Genomic DNA, 20,316 nt, shown 5'->3' with positions numbered 1-20,316 from the left:
TGTCACGCAGCGACCTCCTCGTTCGCCCGCTTCACGAGAGCATTCATATAGGCGATCGTATACGCCGTGCCAACGCGACCGTCACCCCCCATACTCGGAATATGGTCGGGGATTAGCACGCCGTTGAAGTTAACCTCTCGCAGAACTTTCGCGACTTGATACATATCCTGATAACCGTTGTCGACGAAGGTCTCAACGAAATGCGGGAGCGGCTGATCAACGTTACGGAAATGGACTTTGAAGATTTTGTTCCGTTCGCCGAAGTAGCGAATAGATTCAATGACATCTTTGCCCATGAGTTCACCGCCTTCCAACCAACAACCAACACAGAAGCACATACCGACATTCGGACTATCGGCGATTTCAAGTGCGCGTTTGTAGCCTTCAAAACTGCTAAAGATACACCTCGGAATTCCGGCGAGATGCACCGCGGGTGGGTCGTCGGGGTGGATACCAATCATCACGCCTGCTTCCTCAGCGACGGGTGCGGCTTGTTGAATGAAGTAGGTGTAGTTATCCCAAAGTTCATCTTCACTGAATTCGCGTCCGTGAGAGAGTGGCATCGGATACAATTTACCGCCCCAATGCCCTTCCTGTGCCGCGTCAAGGTTGAATCCTCTCGCACTCGCGCCGCCGCGAGTTGTCTCACGTTCGGTGCTCCAGATGCCGTTGCCCATGTGCGCATAGGTTGTATACGGAATCCCTGCCCTACCGAGGTCACGGATGTACCGTTTATACTGTTCGATCTTCGCGTCGCGGTTCTCTAAGTTCAACACGATCCCGTCCTGATTGTGGACATCGCTGTTACCAAACCCGTATATCTTGAGTCCTGCGTTCTCGAAAATCTCGCGGCGACTCATGAAATAGTCGTAATTCGCATTTTCGCCGTTTGTCCAGAGGACGACATATTCGACATCCATCTGCTTAGCAAGCTGCAAATCTGCCTCGCTCGGTTCCGGCGACATCTGTGCCGTAACTTTCATACCGGGTTCAATATTGCTCAAAGGGGTTTGCGTTGCCATTTTTTGCCTCCATGTTGGTGATGAGGTTGAATGAAAATTAGCAATTTAATTCAGTAATTTCCTAACGATGCTCGATGCGGTTAGGGGATTTCGTCTGGGAATAGACTAAATCCATAGCGCAAGTCGCGTATGGACTTGCAGGACAATGTATTACATTCCGCACCTACCGGGCTACCATTAAATACCTCTTTAACTGACCGCTGAGAGTGAGCGTAGCGAACGCCCCGAGAGCCGACAACTACTCTTCGTCTCCTGCCTCAGCTTTGAGTCGATATAACTCCGCTGTCAATTCGGTGACGATGTCGGCGTATGCCGGATCGTCGTAGACACTGCACATCTCGTTCGGGTCTTTCTCAAGATCGAAGAGTTCCCATTCCGGTGCTTTCGGTTCATCAACCGAACCCGTTGTGCCGAGCGCCTCGCCGTAGTAATAGATAAGTTTATAACGATGCGTTCGGATCCCGTAGTGCGCTGGAACATAGTGGTGTGTGAGGTGCATCCAGTAGCGGTAGTACATTGACGTTCGCCAATCGTCTGGTGTTTCGCCGTTTAAGATGGACCGCATACTTGTTCCCTGCATGTCCTCTGGGATCGGAAGTCCCGCATAGTCGAGCCAAGTTTCTGCGAAGTCGATATTCAGTGCCATTGCATCGGATGAACTGCCCGGTTGTATCTCGCGCGGGTAGCGGACGAGGAATGGCATCCGTAAGGATTCTTCGTACATGAACCGCTTGTCATACCAGCCGTGGTCGCCCAAGAAGAATCCCTGATCAGAGGTATAAATGATGAGTGTGTCGTCTGCGATACCTTCCTCATCGAGATAGTCGAGCATCCGTCCAACGTTATCGTCGATTGAGGCGACGCATCGCAAATATTCCTTAATGTATCGTTGATACTGCCAGTTTGCTAACTCTTCCTCCGATAATCCGTCAGGCGGCGGACCGAGTGTATCAATCTTAAGATCTCTTTCACTCATGTGACCGAAGACCCGCATTTTCGCGTCTTTTGCCGCATTTGAACGGTTGGCGTAATCGTCGAAAAAGTTGTCCGGCATCGGAACATCTTCGTCCTCGAACATGTGTGCGTGTTTCTCATCGGAATCCCACGGACGGTGTGGTGCCTTGTGGTGGCACATCATAAAGAAAGGTCTCTCCTTGTCCCGATTCTGCAACCATTCCAATGAGAAATCGGTGATGATATCAGTGGCATAGCCTTTATGGGTTTTCTCGCCATCAGGGTCGAGCATTACCGGATCGTGATAGAGCCCTTGTCCGGGTAGGACATTCCAGTAGTCGAAGCCTGTCGGGTCTGCGTTTCCGCCGTGCCCGAGATGCCATTTACCTACCATTGCTGTCTGATAGCCGTCAGCTTGGAGCATCTTCGCGACGTTCGGTATCCTACCGTCAAGGGGATCTGATAGCGTCTTGACGCCGTTGAGGTGGCTGTGTTTGCCGGTCAAAATGTTCGCACGACTCGGTGTGCATATAGAGTTGACACAGAAACAGTTTTGGAGAATCATACCGCCATCAGCGATACGATCGAGGTGCGGTGTTTCGTTAATCCGACTTCCGTAACTGCTGATAGCATGTGAAGCGTGGTCGTCGGACATGATGAATAGGATATTGGGTCTGCTCAATTAATTTTTCCCCCTTTAGATTTACAAATGAGTGCAAATTTTAGTATGTCGCCTATCCGGAAGTATCGAACAGTGGCGGTGGCGCGTCAAAGCGTGTTTCCTGCGTTTTTGCTTCCTGTTGTTGATGGTGCCATTCTGTCCACGCCTGCCGCACTTTGACTATCCCTTTTACGGTGCCCCTTGTCTCTTGGTAACTCGAAAGCAGGGCAAGTACGATAGAAAGAATGGCAAAATGAGGTAGTGCCTGCACGAATTCGCGCGCTGTATCAACAATACCTGGCTCGTCTGTCACAACGAATAGGAGCTGTGGCACAATGAATAGCAGCGTAAAAGCAGAAAACCAGTAGGCAAAAGGGGCGATAATAGACACCGGATTACGAACCATAGATAGTAGTGTTTTTTGTGCCTTTCTGGAATAGGAGTTGATCTGCCTGTCCTTCGATGCGGGTGGAGATTCCTCGAAAATGTTTCCCTGTGCTATCGTTTCCTGTTGCCGATGATACCATCCCATCCACACCTGTTGTTCTCTGGCGATCCCTTTTAGATTACCTCTTGCCTCTCGGTAACAGATAAGAAAAGGTGGCATGACAACATAAATCCAAAATCCATTTCTCCATATATCGTCAGTGATTTCGTTGATAATAATTGAAGCGGCTGTGACATAATTCCCGAAGGACGAAGGCGGTGATACGATTTGGGCAATATGGGACCATTTCCCTTCTATAAATGGATCGTCGAACACAACGCCTAAAGCCGCAAACAAAAACCACCACGTTAAGTGAACGATGAACGGTATCGGATTCAGAACCATGAAGAGCAGCGTTTTTGGGATTTTCATGGCATGTATCCCTCATATAGGAGATGCTTTTCACGCTACGTTATAGGACATTGGTGCCTTCTTTTTTTCGGATTTATACGATGGCTTTCTTGATATCCTCAGCCGGACGCGCGATGAATCATACGGCTACATACCTTTGCAAAATTTGACACTAAAGTTGCGTTACGTCTTGTGCTTTAATTTCACCCCAACGCACCGGTAATTTGTCGGTTGCACTGACGCCAACAACTTTAAATACCTCAACATCCAGAGAAAGTTGTCCGCCTTCTCTTTCGCTACCAAGGATATAAATTTTCTGGTTGACTGTCGCTACCCCAAACGGGGTATTTCCAATTGGCATTGGCTTCCTGATCCTCCACATCTCGGCCTTATCAACATAAATAAGATGTAAGTCGTGTGCAGGAAGAGAAAGAGATGCTACTTTATTTTGCCTTAATTTCTTCCCATGCTCGGTTGTAGTGCCTCGTGAAATCCCCCCGATCTTTCAACCACTCAAGGGATTCCAATACTTCTGCCGGTGGGTAGATGAATTTGTGTTCCCGTAGATGTTCCGGTAAGTATTCTTTCGCTGTCGGCACACAAGTACCGTATTTCGTGAAAGCCGTAATTTTGGCATTGACTTCGGGACGAAGCAGGTAATTGATAAACTGCTCGGCGAGTGTCTTATGCGGTGCGGATTTCGGAATGCAAACCGCGTCGATAAATTGACTCGACCCTTCTTTCGGGATCACGTACCGAATTGTCGGACGGGTCTCAGTTGCTCGGAACGCATCGCCACTCCAGCAGTGTGCCATGACAACATCTCCAGCGATGAGAAGTTCTTCCGCCTCGCTTTTATACTGTTTGACGAGCGGTTTCTGAGCAATTAACTTCTCTTTCGCTGCTTTAATCTCCTCCGGATCGGTGGTGTTCAGGCTGTATCCCAGTAGTTTAAGTGCAGCACCGATGGTCTCCCGTTGGTCGTCTAACATACTGAATTGGTTCTTGTATTGCGTATCCCAAAGCAACGTCCAACTGTCGGGGGCTGGCGTAACGACTGACGAATCGTAGGCGATGCCCGCAGTGCCGAACGTGTAGGGAATGGAATATCGGTTTTCAGCATCGAAGTATTTACCGAGAAACAGAGGACTGATATTTTGGAAGTTGGGGATATTGTCGCGATTCAGTTCGGCTAACAGGTCCTGTTTGATTAGGATTGACACCATGTAGTCGGACGGCATGATGATGTCGTATCCTGTCGCACCCGCTAACAACTTCGCAAGGAGGTCCTCATTGCTGGCGTATGTATCGATGAGGACATTTACCCCATATTCCTTTTCAAACCCTTCGCGAATGTCGTCGCTGACATAGCCTGCCCATGTAAAGACATTTAATTGTTCCTTTTGTCCATCGCTATCACCGACAAAAAGCGCGAGGAGTATCAACGGTAAAAGGATATATTTGTTGCGCATAATTCTCTCCCTCGGTGTTTATACAGTTTAACATCAAAAACCAAGCTTGGAACGAAGTGGAAAGCGATGCCTAAAAAGGCGCGTCAACCTCTGAAGCAATGTTGTTCTCCCGCAAGGTATAATTAAAGAGCTGTTCAATACTAAGATGTTGACAAGGTCTGTTATCTATGCTAATTTGTGTGCATAGAGGTGCTTATTCTTCGGATTCTTCAGTGGGTCGTCCTTCGGTTTTCCAACCGCGGAAGCCACCCGTTAGCACTGAGACGTTTTCGTAGCCCATGTTTTTTAGGGTCTGTGCGGAGAGGGTCGCACGGGTGCCGCCACCGCAATACGTAACGATATGTGTGTCTGCGTCTGGAGCGATCTCATCAATATCGAGTTCAAGATAGCCGCGTGGTAGAGAAACCGCCTCCGGGAGATGTTCTTCGTCGTAATCCGGTTCGTCACGGACATCTATCAGGACAACCGATTGTTCCGTCTCTGTGAGTTCGGCGGGTGAAATGTGTCCGACGTTCGCTTTCGCCTCGGCAACGAGTTGTTCAAGGGTTTTCAGTGGCATTGTTTTCCTCCATTTATAGTTGTCATCTGTCGGTTCGGGTTTTCTACGAAAACCGTTTCGGTTTGCCTCGCATTGTCCCGCAAGCCTCCATAGGAGACCTGCGTAGAGTTAAGTGGTTTTCGTCTAACAGAACCCTCTTGTAACTGATAACCGATAATTATACACACTATAGCATAAGGTCTGCAGGTTCGTCAATGATTTTTTGATTGTCTGTCAGAGGCATTCAATTCTCCAATAATTTCGATCTTTTGATCGAGGGCTCTTCGCTGTAGGAGCGAGTGTTTTGCTGGGGTGTTTCTGCATGCTCGCAATCCGTGCGCGGAAATGCCTAAGAGACCGACAGTTGAATGGCTCTGAGTTATCTATTTGGAAAGGAGAAGAAATGGAATTGCTTAAAAAGTCTGTCCAGTCTGTGCTTGAGAAAGAGCGGATTGGGAGTCCAGTGTTTCTTCGGTGCGTCCTGAACGTAGCAAGTGATTCAGCAAATCTGTTATCCCCGGTAGCAGAAATGGCGGCACTCGCGAATGGATGGATGCCCTCATCACCCGGACGCGTCTATGCACAAGGAGGCACAGACGCAACACAGGTTACGGTAATGGTTCACTATGTCGGAGGGCAGATGGCGTTGTTGAGTGTCAATCGGGTCGAAGCCGAGACAGCGATTGACATTATGCTGGTTGGTAATAAAGGCGTTATCTATCATGAAACGCCGGTGGGTAGGCACTATCTGAATGCTACATCGCCGCAGTTAGGGGCCACGGGTGAATTGACAGAGGCTATCACGCAATCGCTTGAGAGCGGTCAACCTATTACATTGGAGGCTTAAACATGCAACAGGATGGAAAATATGGGGTTCTCCTACTCGGTGGGAATCGCACGCATCAAGAGAATTACGCCTTGAGTTTTGCGCAGGATGCACGCTGTCGGTTAGTGGCGTTCGCTGATGAGCCCAATGCGCCACCAGAGCGGATTACGTTGGCGCGTTCGCTTGCTGAATCTATGGATTTGCCGTTTATCCCTGATCTCGACGAGGCACTTGCACGTGAGGATGTGCAAATCGTGAGTCTCTGTACAGATGTAGAGCGTCGCGGGCGTATAGGCGCGAAGTGTGCGGAAGCGGGGAAGCATGTCTATCTCGATAAACCGATGGCATTCACCCCAGAAGGTGCAGAAAAGATCGTTGCAGCGGTTGCGAAAAGTGGCGTGCGAACTCAGATGTTCAGCAACATTTATAGTGCATGGGCACGCACCGTCCAGCAAGCGTTGACAAGTGGAAGTATCGGCGAACTTCGGGCGGTTCATTGTGATGTCCTGTTCTCCAAAGGACATCCTGGGAGCGCGCCCGTCGGGCAAAAAAGGGTCGAAAAAGCCGAGCGTGAACGCTACAGCTTTGTTGAAGCGAAACCTGAAATGTTCGATGTCGGGGTCTACGCCGTATCTATGGTGAATTGGTTGACGCAGAAACGCGTGCAGCGTGTGTTCGGTGGAACGGCGAACTACTTCTTTAAGGAACACCTCGGCTGCGGTGTTGAAGACTTCGGGGCTTTACTCCTGACATTGGAAGATGGAATTACAGCCACAATTGTCGGTGGACGTTACGGGTGGCAGAGTCATGCCCAAGGGGGTGTCCGAAAGGTGCATCTTGTTGGCACTGAAGGTAACCTGACCTTTGACGCATCAGCGAACCGTTTGGAGGTATATGCGGCTGAACCTGCGTTTGAACCACCGACCCCGCATCCGCTCGATCCAATGGGAATGTGGAGTAGCACGCAAGCTGGGATTGGCATGCAACCCAAGCAACAGTGGATAGATGTCGGCAGTAATGACGATAGTGCGCGGGAATTCGGGGCATTTGTCGATTGTATTGAAAACGAAAAGGAGAGCGAAATGAACGCAGAATTTGCCGCGCATTCCGTGGAAATTATCTGTGCCGGTTACCGCTCCGCAGCCACTGGACAGGTTATCGATCTCTAACACCCATCGCTTCGAGATGGGCGATCTCTTTCATCCACGATTCTCGAATCTCAGTGGAATAGTCACCGGGGAGTAGAGATTTTCGTGTGCAATTGACAAGTGCCTGCAAGGTTTGATAGTGTCGGATTGGACCGATGTTCGGTAAGATGCGGTCTTCCGCGACAGCGAGGATTTCATCGAGCGTCAATGTGTCCTTTTTGATGAGACTGGCAGCTTCCAAGTCGGAACGTAGCGATGCGAAGCTCGCTGCGGAATAGTCTTCGGTGAGTTTCACAAGGCGTTCGACTGCATCTTCCGGGAGGGGACCGGGAAGGACTTTGGAGAGTGTCCAGCGGAGGAACGCCTCGCGATCTTCTCCCCGCGGGTCAAGCACCGGGATTACCATATCCCCGACTCTGCCCTCTCGTCGTAGGTCGGGTGAGAGCTGGTAGATACGAGCCGTCATAAGAAGCCATGTGATGTTGCCACGGAGTTGCGGATCCGACATCATCGCCTGTATTTTTCCTGTCAAACGCCGTTCTGTACTGTGTGCGTCCGTCCCGACACTGCCAAATTGCGTATCGGCTTCATCAACAAAGATGAGCACCTTCACAAGAGCCATCAGCAATCGTCGGAGTCGTTCAAAGATAACATCTGTTTGTCCGAACCACATACTCCGAATGTTCTTGAGGACGAGCACTGGGATGTCGAGTTCACCGGCGAGTCCCTCGAAAATGAACGTTTTTCCGCTACCAATCGGACCACAGACGCTCATGCCGGGGATCGCATCGGGACCGGTTGAGGTGATACGCGGAATCAATTGCGCCTTCAGAAAATCCACCAATTTCTGGTTGCCAACGATGTCCTTGAGACTGTGTGCCGGCTTTTTGAACTCGACGACATCTTCGCCTAACTGCGCTTGGATGAATTCGGACACTTTATTGATAACGTCATCGGGTTGCAGTTTCTCACCGGAGTAACGCGCCGAAAGAAGCATCTGTCGCAGGGCTTGAATGGATAACCCCGCTGTGAGCATCGCGAGTTGGGATTGCGTGCCCCAAAGGTTTAGCGGTTTGTCCACCAGTTTCGGTGTGTTGTTAAACCATGAGATGAAATGTTGACGTTCCTCCATCCCCGGTGCCGGTATTTCAACGGTGATGACTTGTGGAAGTCTTGTAATCCGAGAGTTCAAGAGACTTGCCGATTCTGCGATGAAGATAACGGAATCGTTACCCTCCATGAAACTGGAGTCCGATATCCAATCTTGAACGATACTGACCCGATGCCTGTCCTGTAACGACAAGCTCCGAATTTCGCCTTCCGGTAGCAACATGTCCGTTGCTTCAATCAGGATTATCAATTTTTCTGAGAGTAGTTTTTCACCTTGCGTGTTCGTGGTGCGGGAGAGCAGGCAGAACTGCCGTAGGAGTTCAAGTGCCAACGTCGGACTGCCGATTGCATCGTTCATGTATTGCGTAAAAGAGGTATCAGCGGGTTCATCGGCGGTGCGTTCAAGGGCTCCTTGTATTAGGCGCGGGGCACCAATTTTGGCATTTGTGTCAAGATTTGGCTCAGTTGAGCCTCGCCATAGATTGAACGCTCGCTTAACTTTTTCGCGTTCAGCCGCTTTCGCAAAGCGGATGGGTCCATTGAGTTCGTAAACGATGAGGATGAACCCTGGAATGTCCCAGCTGCGCCTCAAAAAGGGGACGAGTGGAATATAATCCGTATCCTCTCCGTCACGGACGAAGAAGAGATCATGGATATTTCCAGATAGGACGAGGCTACGAGAGGTGCCCGAATTGATAAGCAGTCCGGCTTCTTTCCGGAATGTATAGGTTGGACTTTTAACGGCTATGGCACGTCGCTCCCTTCTATTTGAAATAGCAATCTACAGGTAAGATGCTGCGTTTTTGTAGCGCATTATACCGGCAGTTCAGAATCGGAATCTGCCGTCTTTTTGGTGTCCGTTTCTGTCTTTGCATCAGTCTGCTGTGCTCCAAAAATTAGGGAGTCAAATTCGTCGTTAGTAGCGGAGGAACGCGCAGCGGTGAGGAATTCTTCCTCTTCGCTTTTTGAATCGGTTCCAGCTAACTCCTGTGCGACTGTTGAACGCGCTTTCGCTTTCTCACGTATTTCGCGCATCCGACCCAATTCGGCAGAAGTGCCGTCCATGCTGATACCGGAGAGCATATCGGCGATTTCCTCTTGTTCCCGTGCCGTAATCAAATCCGCAACTGCCTCAGACTGTTCGGACTTAATCTTATCTAAATCCCGATGGAGACTTGTAATCTGAAGTTTATGGGACTCAATATCCGTTTGCGCACTTTCAATCTCGTTTTCGAGTTCCGTGATCCGATCGGTTTTCTCCACTAAGTTAGAATTGAAGTCTTGATAAGCAGTGACGCATCGCGTATATTCACTGTGCACCTTGATTTCTTCCTGTGAGAGTCCTTCACCTTGTAATTGAGCAGCGGTCTGCTGGGCCTTGGCGATTGCTCCTGATTTAAGCTCTTCGAGTCGCTCGACTTCATCGGTAAGGCTTTTGACCGTAGATCTTTTCTGTTCAACGAGTGCGATGAGTTGTCCGATTGCTTGCTTATAGCGTTGGATGTTCCCCTTTTTGTCGTTGATGATGTCTTCGTAAGCCCCTCTGACGGCTTCCGGGTTTTCCATCATTCTATCCGCGGATTCGTGTGCCTTTCCTGTCAGCGTGTACCAGATAGCCTTAAAAAATCGTGTGAATCCATTTGCCATTGTTATTTCTCCTGTTGAGCGTGCGCATGAGAAGCGCGGTCTTCCTATATTGGATTTTCGAGTTATGCAGGTGTCCTCTGACGGCTTTTCACCGCATTCAGATACCCATATTACGCTATTTTAACATATTATTTCTAAAACCGCAAGAAAATTTTTGTACTAGCACAGGACTTACGCAGCACCCTTTGCTGGCGAGGTTTGAAACCTCGCCAGCGGTGTGCGGGCCGTGGATACTCATAGGAAATTGCGTAAGTCCTATAGCAGTCGGCGGTCAAAAGTTGTGGAGCTGTGAAGTTAAAAGTTGAAAGGGGCGTGAAGAAAAATAGGTTCCATCTCCAGAATCTTGTAAATCCTTGAATCCTGTAAATCCTGATTCAGACGATAGATGAATTCTACTTGACATAGCGGAAATATCTCAGTAAAATAGACACTAAATACGACTGTCAATTTCTAAGAGATGCCTATAATACTTACGGTTCACAGGACTATTTCATATTGGTTGTGGTTCATTGCATTCGGTGTATTGGCACTGGTGCTTGCCAATGTTCCGTTGTTTAATATCCTTGCCTTTGAGTTTTGCGCCGTATTGGCACTGAGTATCTCTTTCGCGGGTGCACATGTAACGCTGACAGTGTTGCGGCAGATGAAGCGGCATCCCACTGCCCTCACGGGTACGCCCGGGCAGATTGTCATGCGGTGTTTTTATGAGGCACTCGTATTTAACGTAGGTTTATTGGGATTACCACTCGGTATTATTCTCCTGAATGCGTTTCGCGTTGAGAACTGTAACTTCGGTGAGGGTTTCCTCTTTTTTCTTATTTTGTCCTTAATTAGTTGCGTGTACGCAACGGCAGCGGGTGTGTTTTTCGGGGTCTGGATCGAAAAACAGTGGTTGGCGTATCTTGCCTATCTCGGTCATATCTTGATTTCTTGTGTTCCGGTAGTTATCAATCTGATATTTCATCCACCCGTGTTTGCATATCACGCCACATTCGGGTATTTCCCAGGACCGATATACGATTTTGTCATTCCTATAACAGGGACGCTGCTGCTTGCACGAGCGGAAACACTATTGTGGGCTCTGCTGTTTTTGGGGTTTACTGTCAATTTATGTGAAGTGAGTAGACGGACAGGTTTGATGCCGCAGTTGAGGTGGCGTAAACTTTTCGCGCCGCTGCTGAGACGTGTCCAGTTATACCTGTTAGTTATGGGCTTACTCGGTTTCCAGTGCTATGCAGGGGCGTTGGGAATACGACCCACGCGCGACGATATTGCCCGTGAACTCGGAGGTTTGCGTGAAACGGCGCACTTTGAAATTTTCTATGCCCGCGAGCTTGAAGCGGAAATTGAGCGGATCGTTGAAGATTGCGAATTTCAGTACGCCCAATTGGCTGACTATCTCGATCCCGGAAACACAATGCAATCTCAAAAGGTGCGAGCGTATATTTATGCCTCCCCTGATCAGAAAAAGCGGTTGATTGGCGCACGGGGCACCTCTGTCGAAGACCCGTTCGGACACGGATTTCACATTCATGCACAGGGCTTTCCACATCCCGTTCTGAAGCATGAATTGGCGCATGTCTTTACTGTGCCGTGGTCCCCATTGAAGGTGAGTCTAAAAATAGGGCTTCATGAAGGGATTGCAGTCGCCGCCGATTGGGAGGAAGGCAGGCTTACAGGTCATCAGTGGGCAAAAGCAATGCGTGAGATGGAGGTCGCGCCTCCCTTGTCAGGAGTCATGGGATTTGGGTTTTGGGGACACGCCGGTTCGCGGAGTTATCTATTGGCAGGCTCCTTCGTTCGGTTTCTTGTTGATACCTACGGCATAGAAAAATTTAAGGGCGTTTTTCCGACTGGCAATTTTGTGGAGCACTACGCAAAAGACTTAGCTGCATTGGAAGCCGAGTGGATTGAGTTTTTGGAAACGGTTCCATTGCGAGACGATGACATCGCCTACGCGACATACCGTTTAAAACGACAGAGTGTTTTTCAGCAGGTCTGTGCTCATGAAATGGCAGCACTCCGAGATACCGCTTGGCAGGCATATTACCGCAAAGACTTTACCACTGCTATGGAAACCTTTGAGGTAATGCTGTCAGATGAGCCTGACAACGTGAGCACGTCGTGGGGTTTGATGTACACTGCCTATCGGATGCAGGATTATGATAAAGCGTTATCGTTAGCGACCGATATTGCAAGCAAGGAGGATACGCGGTTCAGCCCAGAAGCGATGTTACTGAAGGGCGACATTTACTGGTTGAACGGTGAATATGAACAAGCGATAAGTACCTACGCAGCGGTTGAAACAGAGCATGAGACAATTGAGCGAAGGCGAATCAAGCGAATTGCAGCACTCTCTTATCCAGATGTCGTTCCAGTCGGATGGAATACCCAGTTGAACGGGACGGTGCGAGAAGATAGGTCTCTACGCGAGTTACTCCGTGTGGTATTGGCCGAGCCTAAAGATTCCGGAGAGAAGATGGCGTATCTATCGATGTGTATGCAAACGGAACCTGATATGTGGTTAGCGTATCTCTTGGCGGGTGAATTGCTTCATGGGGAAGGAGCGTGGCAGAGTAGTAATCAGTACCTACGTCGGGCGGTAACCCTTTTGGAGGAAGCACAGGCATCGGATACGGATTTCTCCGAGACATCGTTGTTAGGGCAATTGACACCGCAACAACACCAAAGTCTTGTGTTAGAGATATGGAGGACGATGGGTATCAATGGGTATCATCAGAGAGATTATGTGAGTGCAAAAGCGGCGTTCTCCATGATAGCCGAAGATACAACACTGTCCCTCGGAACCACACTAAGGGCGAAAGAGTGGAAACATAGATGTCAGTGGGCGCAAAATCGAACGCCGTGAACTCTCTGAGTGTCCCTATCTGTGTTTTTGTAATGCTCACGATGAGAAACCTTATTGACTTACGGATTAACTTCATAATATAATATATAGTAAAGTCGAAAATATGTAGACAGTTGCGCAGCGAAACAACCCTCCCCGCCGCTGGCGAGGATTGTATCCTCGCCTCTGTAAAGTGTCTTATTAATTCTAAACTTTACTATAAATATGGCTATTGAAGTTTCCTTTAGTGATAACGCAGGTTGGGTATTGGACAAAGCAAAGGTGTTTCTAAGTTCAAAACCTGTCCACCACAATGTAATTCTTACGCTTTTACACGCCCGAGTTGAGCACTGTATACCTGGTCGCTACTGGGTGGCAACGGATGGAAACGCTGTTGTCGGTGTCGTTTTTCAGTCCCCTTTGAGTTTTCGTGCTATTGTTACGCCAATGATGCCTGAAGTAATTCCACCTGTGGTGGAGGCAATATCAGACGCGCAAGTGAGGTTGCCTGGGGTAAGTGGAGATGCCACAACAGCGGCGTACTTTGCAGGACAATGGGCAGAGCGGCAAAGGTCAGCGGTGGTTCCGTTCATGGGACAGCGCATTTATGAAGTGGATACGGTGGAAGAACCTACTGCAGTTAGAGGGCACTTTCGTAAAGCAGTTCTAAGTGATCGAGAACGCCTCATTGATTGGGTCTGTCGTTTCTATATTGACACAGGTGTGCAAGAGGATAGTTCCGAATCTATTGTTGACAAGCGGACATCTGCTGGACAGATCTGGCTATGGGACAGCACTGAACCTGTGTCGATGGCAGGTCTCACAGCACCTATGGAAGGTGTCGTTCGGGTGCAGCTCGTATATACGCCGCCAGAGCATCGAAACAGAGGATACGCCAGCGCGTGTGTTTCCAGTCTCTCGAAGCAAATTCGTGATGAAGGATACCGTTGTATTCTCTATACTGATTTGGGTAATCCAATTTCCAACGCCATCTACCGTCGGATGGGCTACCGTGCTGTTGTCGAATGGATTCAGTATCGATTTGAGTGAGTCTGTTGGTATGCAGCTCTATTTTATATAACTTATCATAAGGACGCACTATGAAACTTTTTGTGCCGGGAAGGATTTGCCTATTCGGTGAGCACAGCGATTGGGCAGGAGGGCACCGGCGAAGTAACGCGGAGCTCGAAAAAGGCTATACGTTAATAACCAGCACAAACCAAGGTGTATACGCCGAGGTTAAACCGCATCCGAACCGTCTGATTTTAAAAACGACCCTCAGCGATGGCACGCGCCACGGTCCCTATAGTCTGCCTATGGAGCGAAACGCCCTGCTCGCTGAAGCTGAAAAAGGTGAGTTTTTTAGTTATGCTGCTGGGGTCGCCTATGAGATTTTAACGAACTACCGCGTGCAGGGACTGGAAATCGACAACTATCTCACGGATTTACCTGTCAAAAAAGGTTTATCTTCGAGTGCGGCTATCAGTGTTCTGGTGGCACGTGCCTTTAACCGCACCTATGATCTTAAATTAACAACGCGCGGAGAAATGGAGTACGCTTACCGAGGTGAGACGTCTACGCCTTCACGGTGTGGACGCATGGACCAAGGGTGTGCATACCAACGCCCTATTCTTATGACGTTTGACGGGGACCATATTGATGTAAAAGACTTCAGTGTGCCTCAAGACATGTACCTTGTAATCGTTGATCTCGGCGCCAGTAAAGATACGCGCCTTATATTGAGCCAATTGAATCACTGCTATCCATTTGCAGAGAGTGAATTAGAAAAGAACGTGCAATATTATCTCGGTCCGTTGAGTGCAGAAATTACGCAGCAGGCGTACCAAGCACTTCGTGATGGCGACGCAGAAGCAGTCGGTGAACTCATGACGCGTGCACAAACCGAATTCGATAACCACTTGATACCCGCGTGTCCATCACAATTGACGGCACCTGTTCTTCACAAAGTGCTGAATTATGAACCGATTCAACCCTATATCTGGGGCGGTAAGGGAGTAGGCTCGCAGGGTGACGGTTCCGCACAATTCATTGTAAAAGATGAGGAGAGCCAACAGCGGGTTATTGAGATTGTCGAAAGGGATTTGCAGATGTCGTGCCTGAAACTCGTTATTGAGGCGGATAAGCACGTCCGCAAAGCCGTTATTCCTGCCGCAGGTTTCGGAACGCGGCTATTTCCAGCGTCAAAGGCGATGAAGAAGGAACTCTTTCCTGTGGTTGACAAGTCCGGGCGTGCCAAACCGGCAATCATGGCGATCGTTGAGGAAGCGATCAACGCTGGTATTGAGGAGGTCTGCCTTATTGTGCAGCCCGGAGATACCGAGCTTTTTGAATCATTTTTCAAAACGCCCCCGCGGATTGAACACTACAACAAACTCAGCAAGGAGAACCAGGCGTATTGCGACGCGCTCCTGGAATTAGGGAGTCGAGTGTCATTCGTCACACAAGACGTTCAAGAAGGATTCGGACATGCTGTCTATTGCGCGAGAGAGTGGGTTGGGAACGAACCGTTTCTGCTCATGCTTGGGGACCATCTCTACGGTTCAAATGAGGAGAGATGTTGTGCACGACAGGTCGTAGAGGCTTATGAGCAGGTGGGGCATAGTGTCGTCGGACTGAAAGTGACACCGATTGAGCAGTTGTCGAACTTCGGTTGTGTCACCGGCTCATGGAGAGAGGGGAACTCCCTACTCTCGCTAACAGAGATTTATGAGAAACCCGATCCTGAATATGCAATGGAACATTTGCACGTAGATGGGATGGATATCGACCAGTTCTTGACAGTGTTCGGTATCTATGTGCTTCAACCCCAGGTTTTCGAGTTCCTCGAACGAAATATCACCCATAATCTCCGTGAGAGAGGCGAATTTCAACTTACGTCCTGTTTAGACGAATTGCGGAAGGCGGACGGATTTTCCGGGTATGTTGTCAAAGGGCGACGATTTGATATTGGTCTCCCAGAGGAGTATCGGCAAACCGTTATTGAGTTCATGGGAGCATAGAACACTCAACCCCGTATAAAAATAGAACATTAAACCAAAGCAGTAGCCTGCAACAACGGCGCAGGCGGGTTTACGAAAAGCACGTGATAAATAGGATGCCCGTTGTTCCTCCGCAAGGTAAAATTAAAAATCCGCAAGGTAAAATTAAAAGGGGATTTTGATAACAACGATTGTCATATCGTCGTATTGTTCCGCTTCGCCGACAAAGTCGCGAACATCTTCAACGAGGCATTCAATGACTTCTTCCGCTGTGGAACTCTCAGGAATCTTTGTAACGGATTCGTTTAAACGTTCTGTCCCATACATCTCTTCGTCTGTATTGAGTGCCTCAATAAGACCATCGGTATGAAAAATTAGAATGTCCCCCTCATTTAAATCGAAGGTGACCGACTCATACTTCACCTTTTTCATACTGCCAAGTGGAAGATCGCTATTTTCAATTTCAATGATCTCCGCGCCTCGTTTAAGAACAGGATACGGTTGCCCTCCATTCGCATAGTTAACCCGTTTTTTATCTTCATCAAGGACCGCAAGGTTGAGAGCGATGAAACTCGGTCCGTACATGCGTGGTGCTAAACCGGCATTAAGGTCGGTGAGAATGATGTCCGCTTCGGACTTGAAACGCGAGACTTCATATAACATCCCATTCGTTAACACAGCGTTCATCGCGCCTCTTAACCCTTTGCCAGCCGCATCTGCGACGGCTATAGCGGTCTGTCCATTCGCGACGGTGACATAATCGTAGAAGTCACCACCTACCTGTGTCGCAGGGACCGACATTCCTGCGACATCAAACCCTTTCGTATCAGGTGCTTCAGTTGGCAGAAGTCCCATCTGAATATTCTGCGCTTCGCTCAACTCGGCACGGATACGCTGTATCTCCGCTTCTTCCCTTTGACGCACTTCATTACGTAATTGTAGGGTATGGCGGCGGTTTACAACCAGGCGGCCAATTAAGGTTAGCACGACGGTCATAAAGATGAGAGTCGGGAGATATGTTCGCCAACGCGTCCAGAGCGGGGGTGATATACTGAAATCCACGACTGCTGGTGTATGTGTATAGGGCCAACCTTCGCGGAACGCCGTGACAAGGAAACTATAATTGCCTGCTTTAAGCCCCGTATATCGGATACGCAGAATCCCGTTTTGATTTTGGAGCTCTTGGACAATACCACTGTCGCGCATGGTTTGTTGGGTTGTTGATAGGGAAACAGTGGAAGGGGTCCACGCGTCGGAGGGTCTCCCAGAACCTGTTACCAGAAGGGAGAACGCCGCTGCCGAAATGTTCGTCCATGTGGGGGTGTCCAGCCCGATTAGTTTAAAGCGATAGGAAAGTCCTTCTCGAAGTGGACTGATACCTTGGATGTTTAAGATTTTGGTGCCGCGCGACGGTAACGTTAAACTCGATGATAGGTCGGTGTAAATTTTATCGGATTCAAGGGAGGTCAGTCGACATTCCGGCAAGCCACCACGTGTGGGTGTATATTGTGTGACGCCGCCTTCGGTTGTAAACCAAATATCTTTATTAAATGATTCATGAATTTTCGAGATATTGTTATGGGTGAGACCGTCTTTTGTTGTGAGATTATAAAAGGTTTCACCGTCATATCGGACAGTGCCACCGCCCCATGTCGCGAACCATATATTTCCGCGGCTATCCTCCATGACATCTTTCACGTTATCAACGAGAAAGCCATCTTCTTTCGTTGTATAGATCCTGGCGTTTTTCCCATCATAGCGGACGACCCCGCGGGAGGTTGCTAACCAGAGTACCCCCGCTTGAGTGGTTAGAGAATCTTGTAGTTCAGCAAGAGCAATCTCCTCAAGAGAAATGAGCGATGTACCGTGATATGTTTTGAGAGCATCCGGAAAAAGAAAAGTGATTCGGTTGTTTTGCAGTTTGGGATTTTTCCAAACAGCAATCGGGGCAGAACTGGACTCACCATCGAGCGGAAGTGGTTTGCCGAGCTCAGTGTCACTCCAGAGTATCAATTTTCCAGTTGCCGCGTTAAAAAACCATTTGCTTCCTGAAGCCGTTTTTAACAAGTCTGTCGCTTGAAGGGGAAGGGGGTCAGGTTTACTCAGACGGGTTGTTAGGGTGTTAATTTCTTTCGGATAGCGCAGAACCTTTCCGTCATTGAAGTGCACCCATAATCTGTCGTTGGAATCTCTGTATACGTCGGTGATAGCGGCTGTGCCGAACTCTATTGGGGCTATTGGAGTCGCGGTAGCACTCGGACCGATTTCTTGAAAAAGGATCCTCTGAAAGCCGGTGTTTGTCAGTCGTAATAGTCCTGTTGTGTCGGCTTTGAAAAGGTGACCTCCGAAAGCCATCCAAGTGTATTCTCCTTCGTGAATGAGAACATGAGTGCTGGTATCTGACCTTTCTCCGCCAGGACCAATTGATGTTTGGATGGGAACGGAAACTTGACCGAATTTCCCATTTGCGTACCGAAAGAAGGTATATCGTAATCGCGTGGAATTCCCGCCCAACCCAGGTTCGTCTATAAACCAAACGTGCCCACCAACTTCAAATATTTTTTCGATTTCAGTTCGAGACGGACGAACGCGTCCTATAGTTCTCGAACCGGCTTGAGGATTCGACGATGCATCAGTATGCACTGAACTTACTCTGAATATATGTGTGGTAAGCTCTTCGGATTCTGCATCGTAACGCGCAACACCTCCTGGCACACTAAACCAGAGGTAACCTCGACTGTCCTCAAATATCATCCGTACCCTATTGGTGCCGAGTCCAGCGTGTGTACTGATGGCAGGTGTCGGGTCAAATGATGTTACGCCATTATCGTGACCAAACCATAATTTACCGTCTATGGTTTCATAAATTGTATGAATTCCTTCAACGCCGAGTCCTGCGTTGATACGATCGGGCAGTTGAGTGAGGTCGGCATCGTACTGGTGTGCTCCAATTTCGTCAGTAAACCATAGATTTCCCCAGGCATCCTCAAGTTCGAGAAACCCCGGTAAGTTTCCGTGTTGAGAGCCATACCACCATCTCGTCGTGCGTCCATCGCTGAACCAGACACGATCTTTCGTATCGTTCCGAATTGATGCCAGCCTCTGGATTGATGCAGGCCTACTGCTTATGGATCCACTCTGTCCCCAGAGTAAAGGGAGGATTTGCTCAAATACTTCTCCATCAAAACGTAAGAGAAAATTGTAGCCTCCGAACCAAAGATTTCCAGACGTGTCTTCACCGATTGTTTCGATAGTATTCACAGCGTTAAGGTTTGACAGATCGTAACGTGTAAATCCAATATTTGGATGAATTCGCTGTGTTGCATCGTCCGTTTTCTTACTTGTGTCGTCCCTGTCTTTGATGCTTAAAGGGTCCTCTACCCAACGATTCTCTCGGAAACTGAGGATTGCCCCGTGCTGCTGTTCTTCACCTTCGCTTCCACCGATCCAAATCGTTCCGTCTTCGCTTTCAAAGATAACGTTAATTGTGAAATCCGTTGAGCGGAGCAGATCTTCACCTATAATTTCGTTTGGGTGTGCTTGTGGCAGGCGTTGGACTCCTGGAGTGGTGTACTTCGTGAGTTGCTGACTCTCACCGACCCATATATCACCAGCTTCGTCAACGAGTAGCGAATTACCTGTGCCGATGAGATTAATCGAAGAACCATCAAACCAACTTATCCTCCCTGAATTTTCGGAGGGGAACCGAGTGAGAAACCAGATATGCCCCCATTTATCTTCAACGATTTGCAGCGTCTGTCCGATTAGGGCACCCGGTCCTACGTTGGATGTCGGCGCGTGCTCAGATGTGTCCGGAGCTCCAATGTAAGATTCAAACCTGGTCCCATCGAATCGACTCACGCCGCCCCGATCGGAACCGAACCACAAATCTCCTCGACTGTCCTGAAAAATGACGGGCACAACGGGGCCTATCAATCCATCGGCGACAGTGTAGGTAAGGATTTGCTCAGAATCTGCCTCAATACAGACAAGGAACGTAAAACAGATGACGGTAAAAATTATAATGGCGTTTTTCATTCTTTAATTTTACCTTGCGGAGTATTGTCCCGCAGGTTTCCTATAGAGGCTCGCGCTAAGGAAGTTTCCTATTTAACGTGTTTTTCTCCTATCTGCTCTCCATTACATTGCGGGCTTACGGTTTCGTTTTATTTTTATAACGCCAGTTTGAAAATTAATCTGTAGGTGTTTTTGCTTGGGTGTTTCCCCTAGGTAGAGCGGTAAATACACCGAAA

The 20,316-nt window shown here is 48.8% G+C and carries 14 protein-coding genes; 5 read left to right on the top strand and 9 right to left on the bottom strand.

The annotated features are described in order from the left end of the window. Positions 1–2: 2 nt before the first annotated feature. From J4G07_10230 to J4G07_10205, 6 genes are all read right to left on the bottom strand, one after another. A complete protein-coding gene (locus J4G07_10230; protein ID MCE2414373.1) occupies positions 3–1,022 on the bottom strand; it encodes a mannonate dehydratase in 1,020 nt (339 codons plus the stop codon). A 238-nt stretch (positions 1,023–1,260) separates the two neighbouring features. Further along, a complete protein-coding gene (locus tag J4G07_10225; GenBank protein MCE2414372.1) occupies positions 1,261–2,658 on the bottom strand; it encodes a sulfatase in 1,398 nt (465 codons plus the stop codon). A 52-nt stretch (positions 2,659–2,710) separates the two neighbouring features. Continuing rightward, positions 2,711–3,496: a hypothetical protein gene (locus tag J4G07_10220; protein MCE2414371.1), complete on the bottom strand. Its 786-nt coding sequence runs from the start codon at positions 3,494–3,496 to the stop codon at positions 2,711–2,713. Positions 3,497–3,647: 151 nt separating this feature from the next. Then, positions 3,648–3,836, bottom strand: a complete 189-nt coding sequence (locus J4G07_10215) for a hypothetical protein (GenBank protein ID MCE2414370.1) — start codon at positions 3,834–3,836, stop codon at positions 3,648–3,650. Positions 3,837–3,918: 82 nt separating this feature from the next. Then, a complete protein-coding gene (locus J4G07_10210) occupies positions 3,919–4,947 on the bottom strand; it encodes a spermidine/putrescine ABC transporter substrate-binding protein (GenBank protein ID MCE2414369.1) in 1,029 nt (342 codons plus the stop codon). A 193-nt stretch (positions 4,948–5,140) separates the two neighbouring features. Beyond that, a complete protein-coding gene (locus J4G07_10205) occupies positions 5,141–5,506 on the bottom strand; it encodes a sulfurtransferase (GenBank protein ID MCE2414368.1) in 366 nt (121 codons plus the stop codon). 382 nt (positions 5,507–5,888) lie between these two features. Here J4G07_10205 and J4G07_10200 point away from each other — a divergent pair, with 382 nt between their 5' ends. Then, positions 5,889–6,332: a hypothetical protein gene (locus J4G07_10200; GenBank protein ID MCE2414367.1), complete on the top strand. Its 444-nt coding sequence runs from the start codon at positions 5,889–5,891 to the stop codon at positions 6,330–6,332. A 2-nt stretch (positions 6,333–6,334) separates the two neighbouring features. Continuing rightward, positions 6,335–7,480 carry a Gfo/Idh/MocA family oxidoreductase gene (locus J4G07_10195; GenBank protein MCE2414366.1) on the top strand — a complete coding sequence of 382 codons (1,146 nt, stop codon included), beginning with the start codon at positions 6,335–6,337 and terminating at the stop codon, positions 7,478–7,480. Here the strand turns inward: J4G07_10195 and J4G07_10190 are convergent. After that, positions 7,467–9,161 carry an ATP-binding protein gene (locus tag J4G07_10190; GenBank protein ID MCE2414365.1) on the bottom strand — a complete coding sequence of 565 codons (1,695 nt, stop codon included), beginning with the start codon at positions 9,159–9,161 and terminating at the stop codon, positions 7,467–7,469. The two genes, J4G07_10195 and J4G07_10190, sit on opposite strands and share 14 nt — an antisense overlap. A gap of 221 nt (positions 9,162–9,382) precedes the next feature. Continuing rightward, entirely contained in the window at positions 9,383–10,216 is an 834-nt protein-coding gene (locus J4G07_10185; protein ID MCE2414364.1) for a hypothetical protein, read from the bottom strand. A gap of 499 nt (positions 10,217–10,715) precedes the next feature. Here J4G07_10185 and J4G07_10180 point away from each other — a divergent pair, with 499 nt between their 5' ends. From J4G07_10180 to J4G07_10170, 3 genes are all read left to right on the top strand, one after another. Continuing rightward, positions 10,716–13,085 carry a tetratricopeptide repeat protein gene (locus J4G07_10180; GenBank protein MCE2414363.1) on the top strand — a complete coding sequence of 790 codons (2,370 nt, stop codon included), beginning with the start codon at positions 10,716–10,718 and terminating at the stop codon, positions 13,083–13,085. A gap of 246 nt (positions 13,086–13,331) precedes the next feature. Further along, positions 13,332–14,114, top strand: a complete 783-nt coding sequence (locus tag J4G07_10175; protein MCE2414362.1) for a GNAT family N-acetyltransferase — start codon at positions 13,332–13,334, stop codon at positions 14,112–14,114. A 50-nt stretch (positions 14,115–14,164) separates the two neighbouring features. Next, on the top strand, positions 14,165–16,084 hold the full coding sequence (locus tag J4G07_10170; GenBank protein ID MCE2414361.1) for a GHMP kinase: 1,920 nt from the start codon (positions 14,165–14,167) through the stop codon (positions 16,082–16,084). 144 nt (positions 16,085–16,228) lie between these two features. Here J4G07_10170 and J4G07_10165 read toward each other — a convergent pair whose 3' ends face one another. Further along, positions 16,229–20,101 carry a SpoIIE family protein phosphatase gene (locus J4G07_10165; GenBank protein ID MCE2414360.1) on the bottom strand — a complete coding sequence of 1,291 codons (3,873 nt, stop codon included), beginning with the start codon at positions 20,099–20,101 and terminating at the stop codon, positions 16,229–16,231. Positions 20,102–20,316 lie beyond the last annotated feature (215 nt).

It is taken from the genome of Candidatus Poribacteria bacterium, assembly GCA_021295715.1.
Classification (GTDB): domain Bacteria; phylum Poribacteria; class WGA-4E; order WGA-4E; family WGA-3G; genus WGA-3G.
This window is presented reverse-complemented; position numbering and strand designations above follow the sequence as displayed.

Excerpts from the sequence above, each read along its gene's own strand:
- J4G07_10230 (MCE2414373.1), bottom strand. The coding sequence starts at position 1,022 with ATGGCAACGCAAACCCCTTTGAGCAATATTGAACCCGGTATGAAAGTT.
- J4G07_10220 (MCE2414371.1), bottom strand. The coding sequence starts at position 3,496 with ATGAAAATCCCAAAAACGCTGCTCTTCATGGTTCTGAATCCGATACCG.
- J4G07_10215 (MCE2414370.1), bottom strand. The coding sequence starts at position 3,836 with ATGCCAATTGGAAATACCCCGTTTGGGGTAGCGACAGTCAACCAGAAA.
- J4G07_10210 (MCE2414369.1), bottom strand. The coding sequence starts at position 4,947 with ATGCGCAACAAATATATCCTTTTACCGTTGATACTCCTCGCGCTTTTT.
- J4G07_10205 (MCE2414368.1), bottom strand. The coding sequence starts at position 5,506 with ATGCCACTGAAAACCCTTGAACAACTCGTTGCCGAGGCGAAAGCGAAC.
- J4G07_10200 (MCE2414367.1), top strand. The coding sequence starts at position 5,889 with ATGGAATTGCTTAAAAAGTCTGTCCAGTCTGTGCTTGAGAAAGAGCGG.
- J4G07_10195 (MCE2414366.1), top strand. The coding sequence starts at position 6,335 with ATGCAACAGGATGGAAAATATGGGGTTCTCCTACTCGGTGGGAATCGC.
- J4G07_10185 (MCE2414364.1), bottom strand. The coding sequence starts at position 10,216 with ATGGCAAATGGATTCACACGATTTTTTAAGGCTATCTGGTACACGCTG.
- J4G07_10170 (MCE2414361.1), top strand. The coding sequence starts at position 14,165 with ATGAAACTTTTTGTGCCGGGAAGGATTTGCCTATTCGGTGAGCACAGC.
- J4G07_10165 (MCE2414360.1), bottom strand. The coding sequence starts at position 20,101 with ATGAAAAACGCCATTATAATTTTTACCGTCATCTGTTTTACGTTCCTT.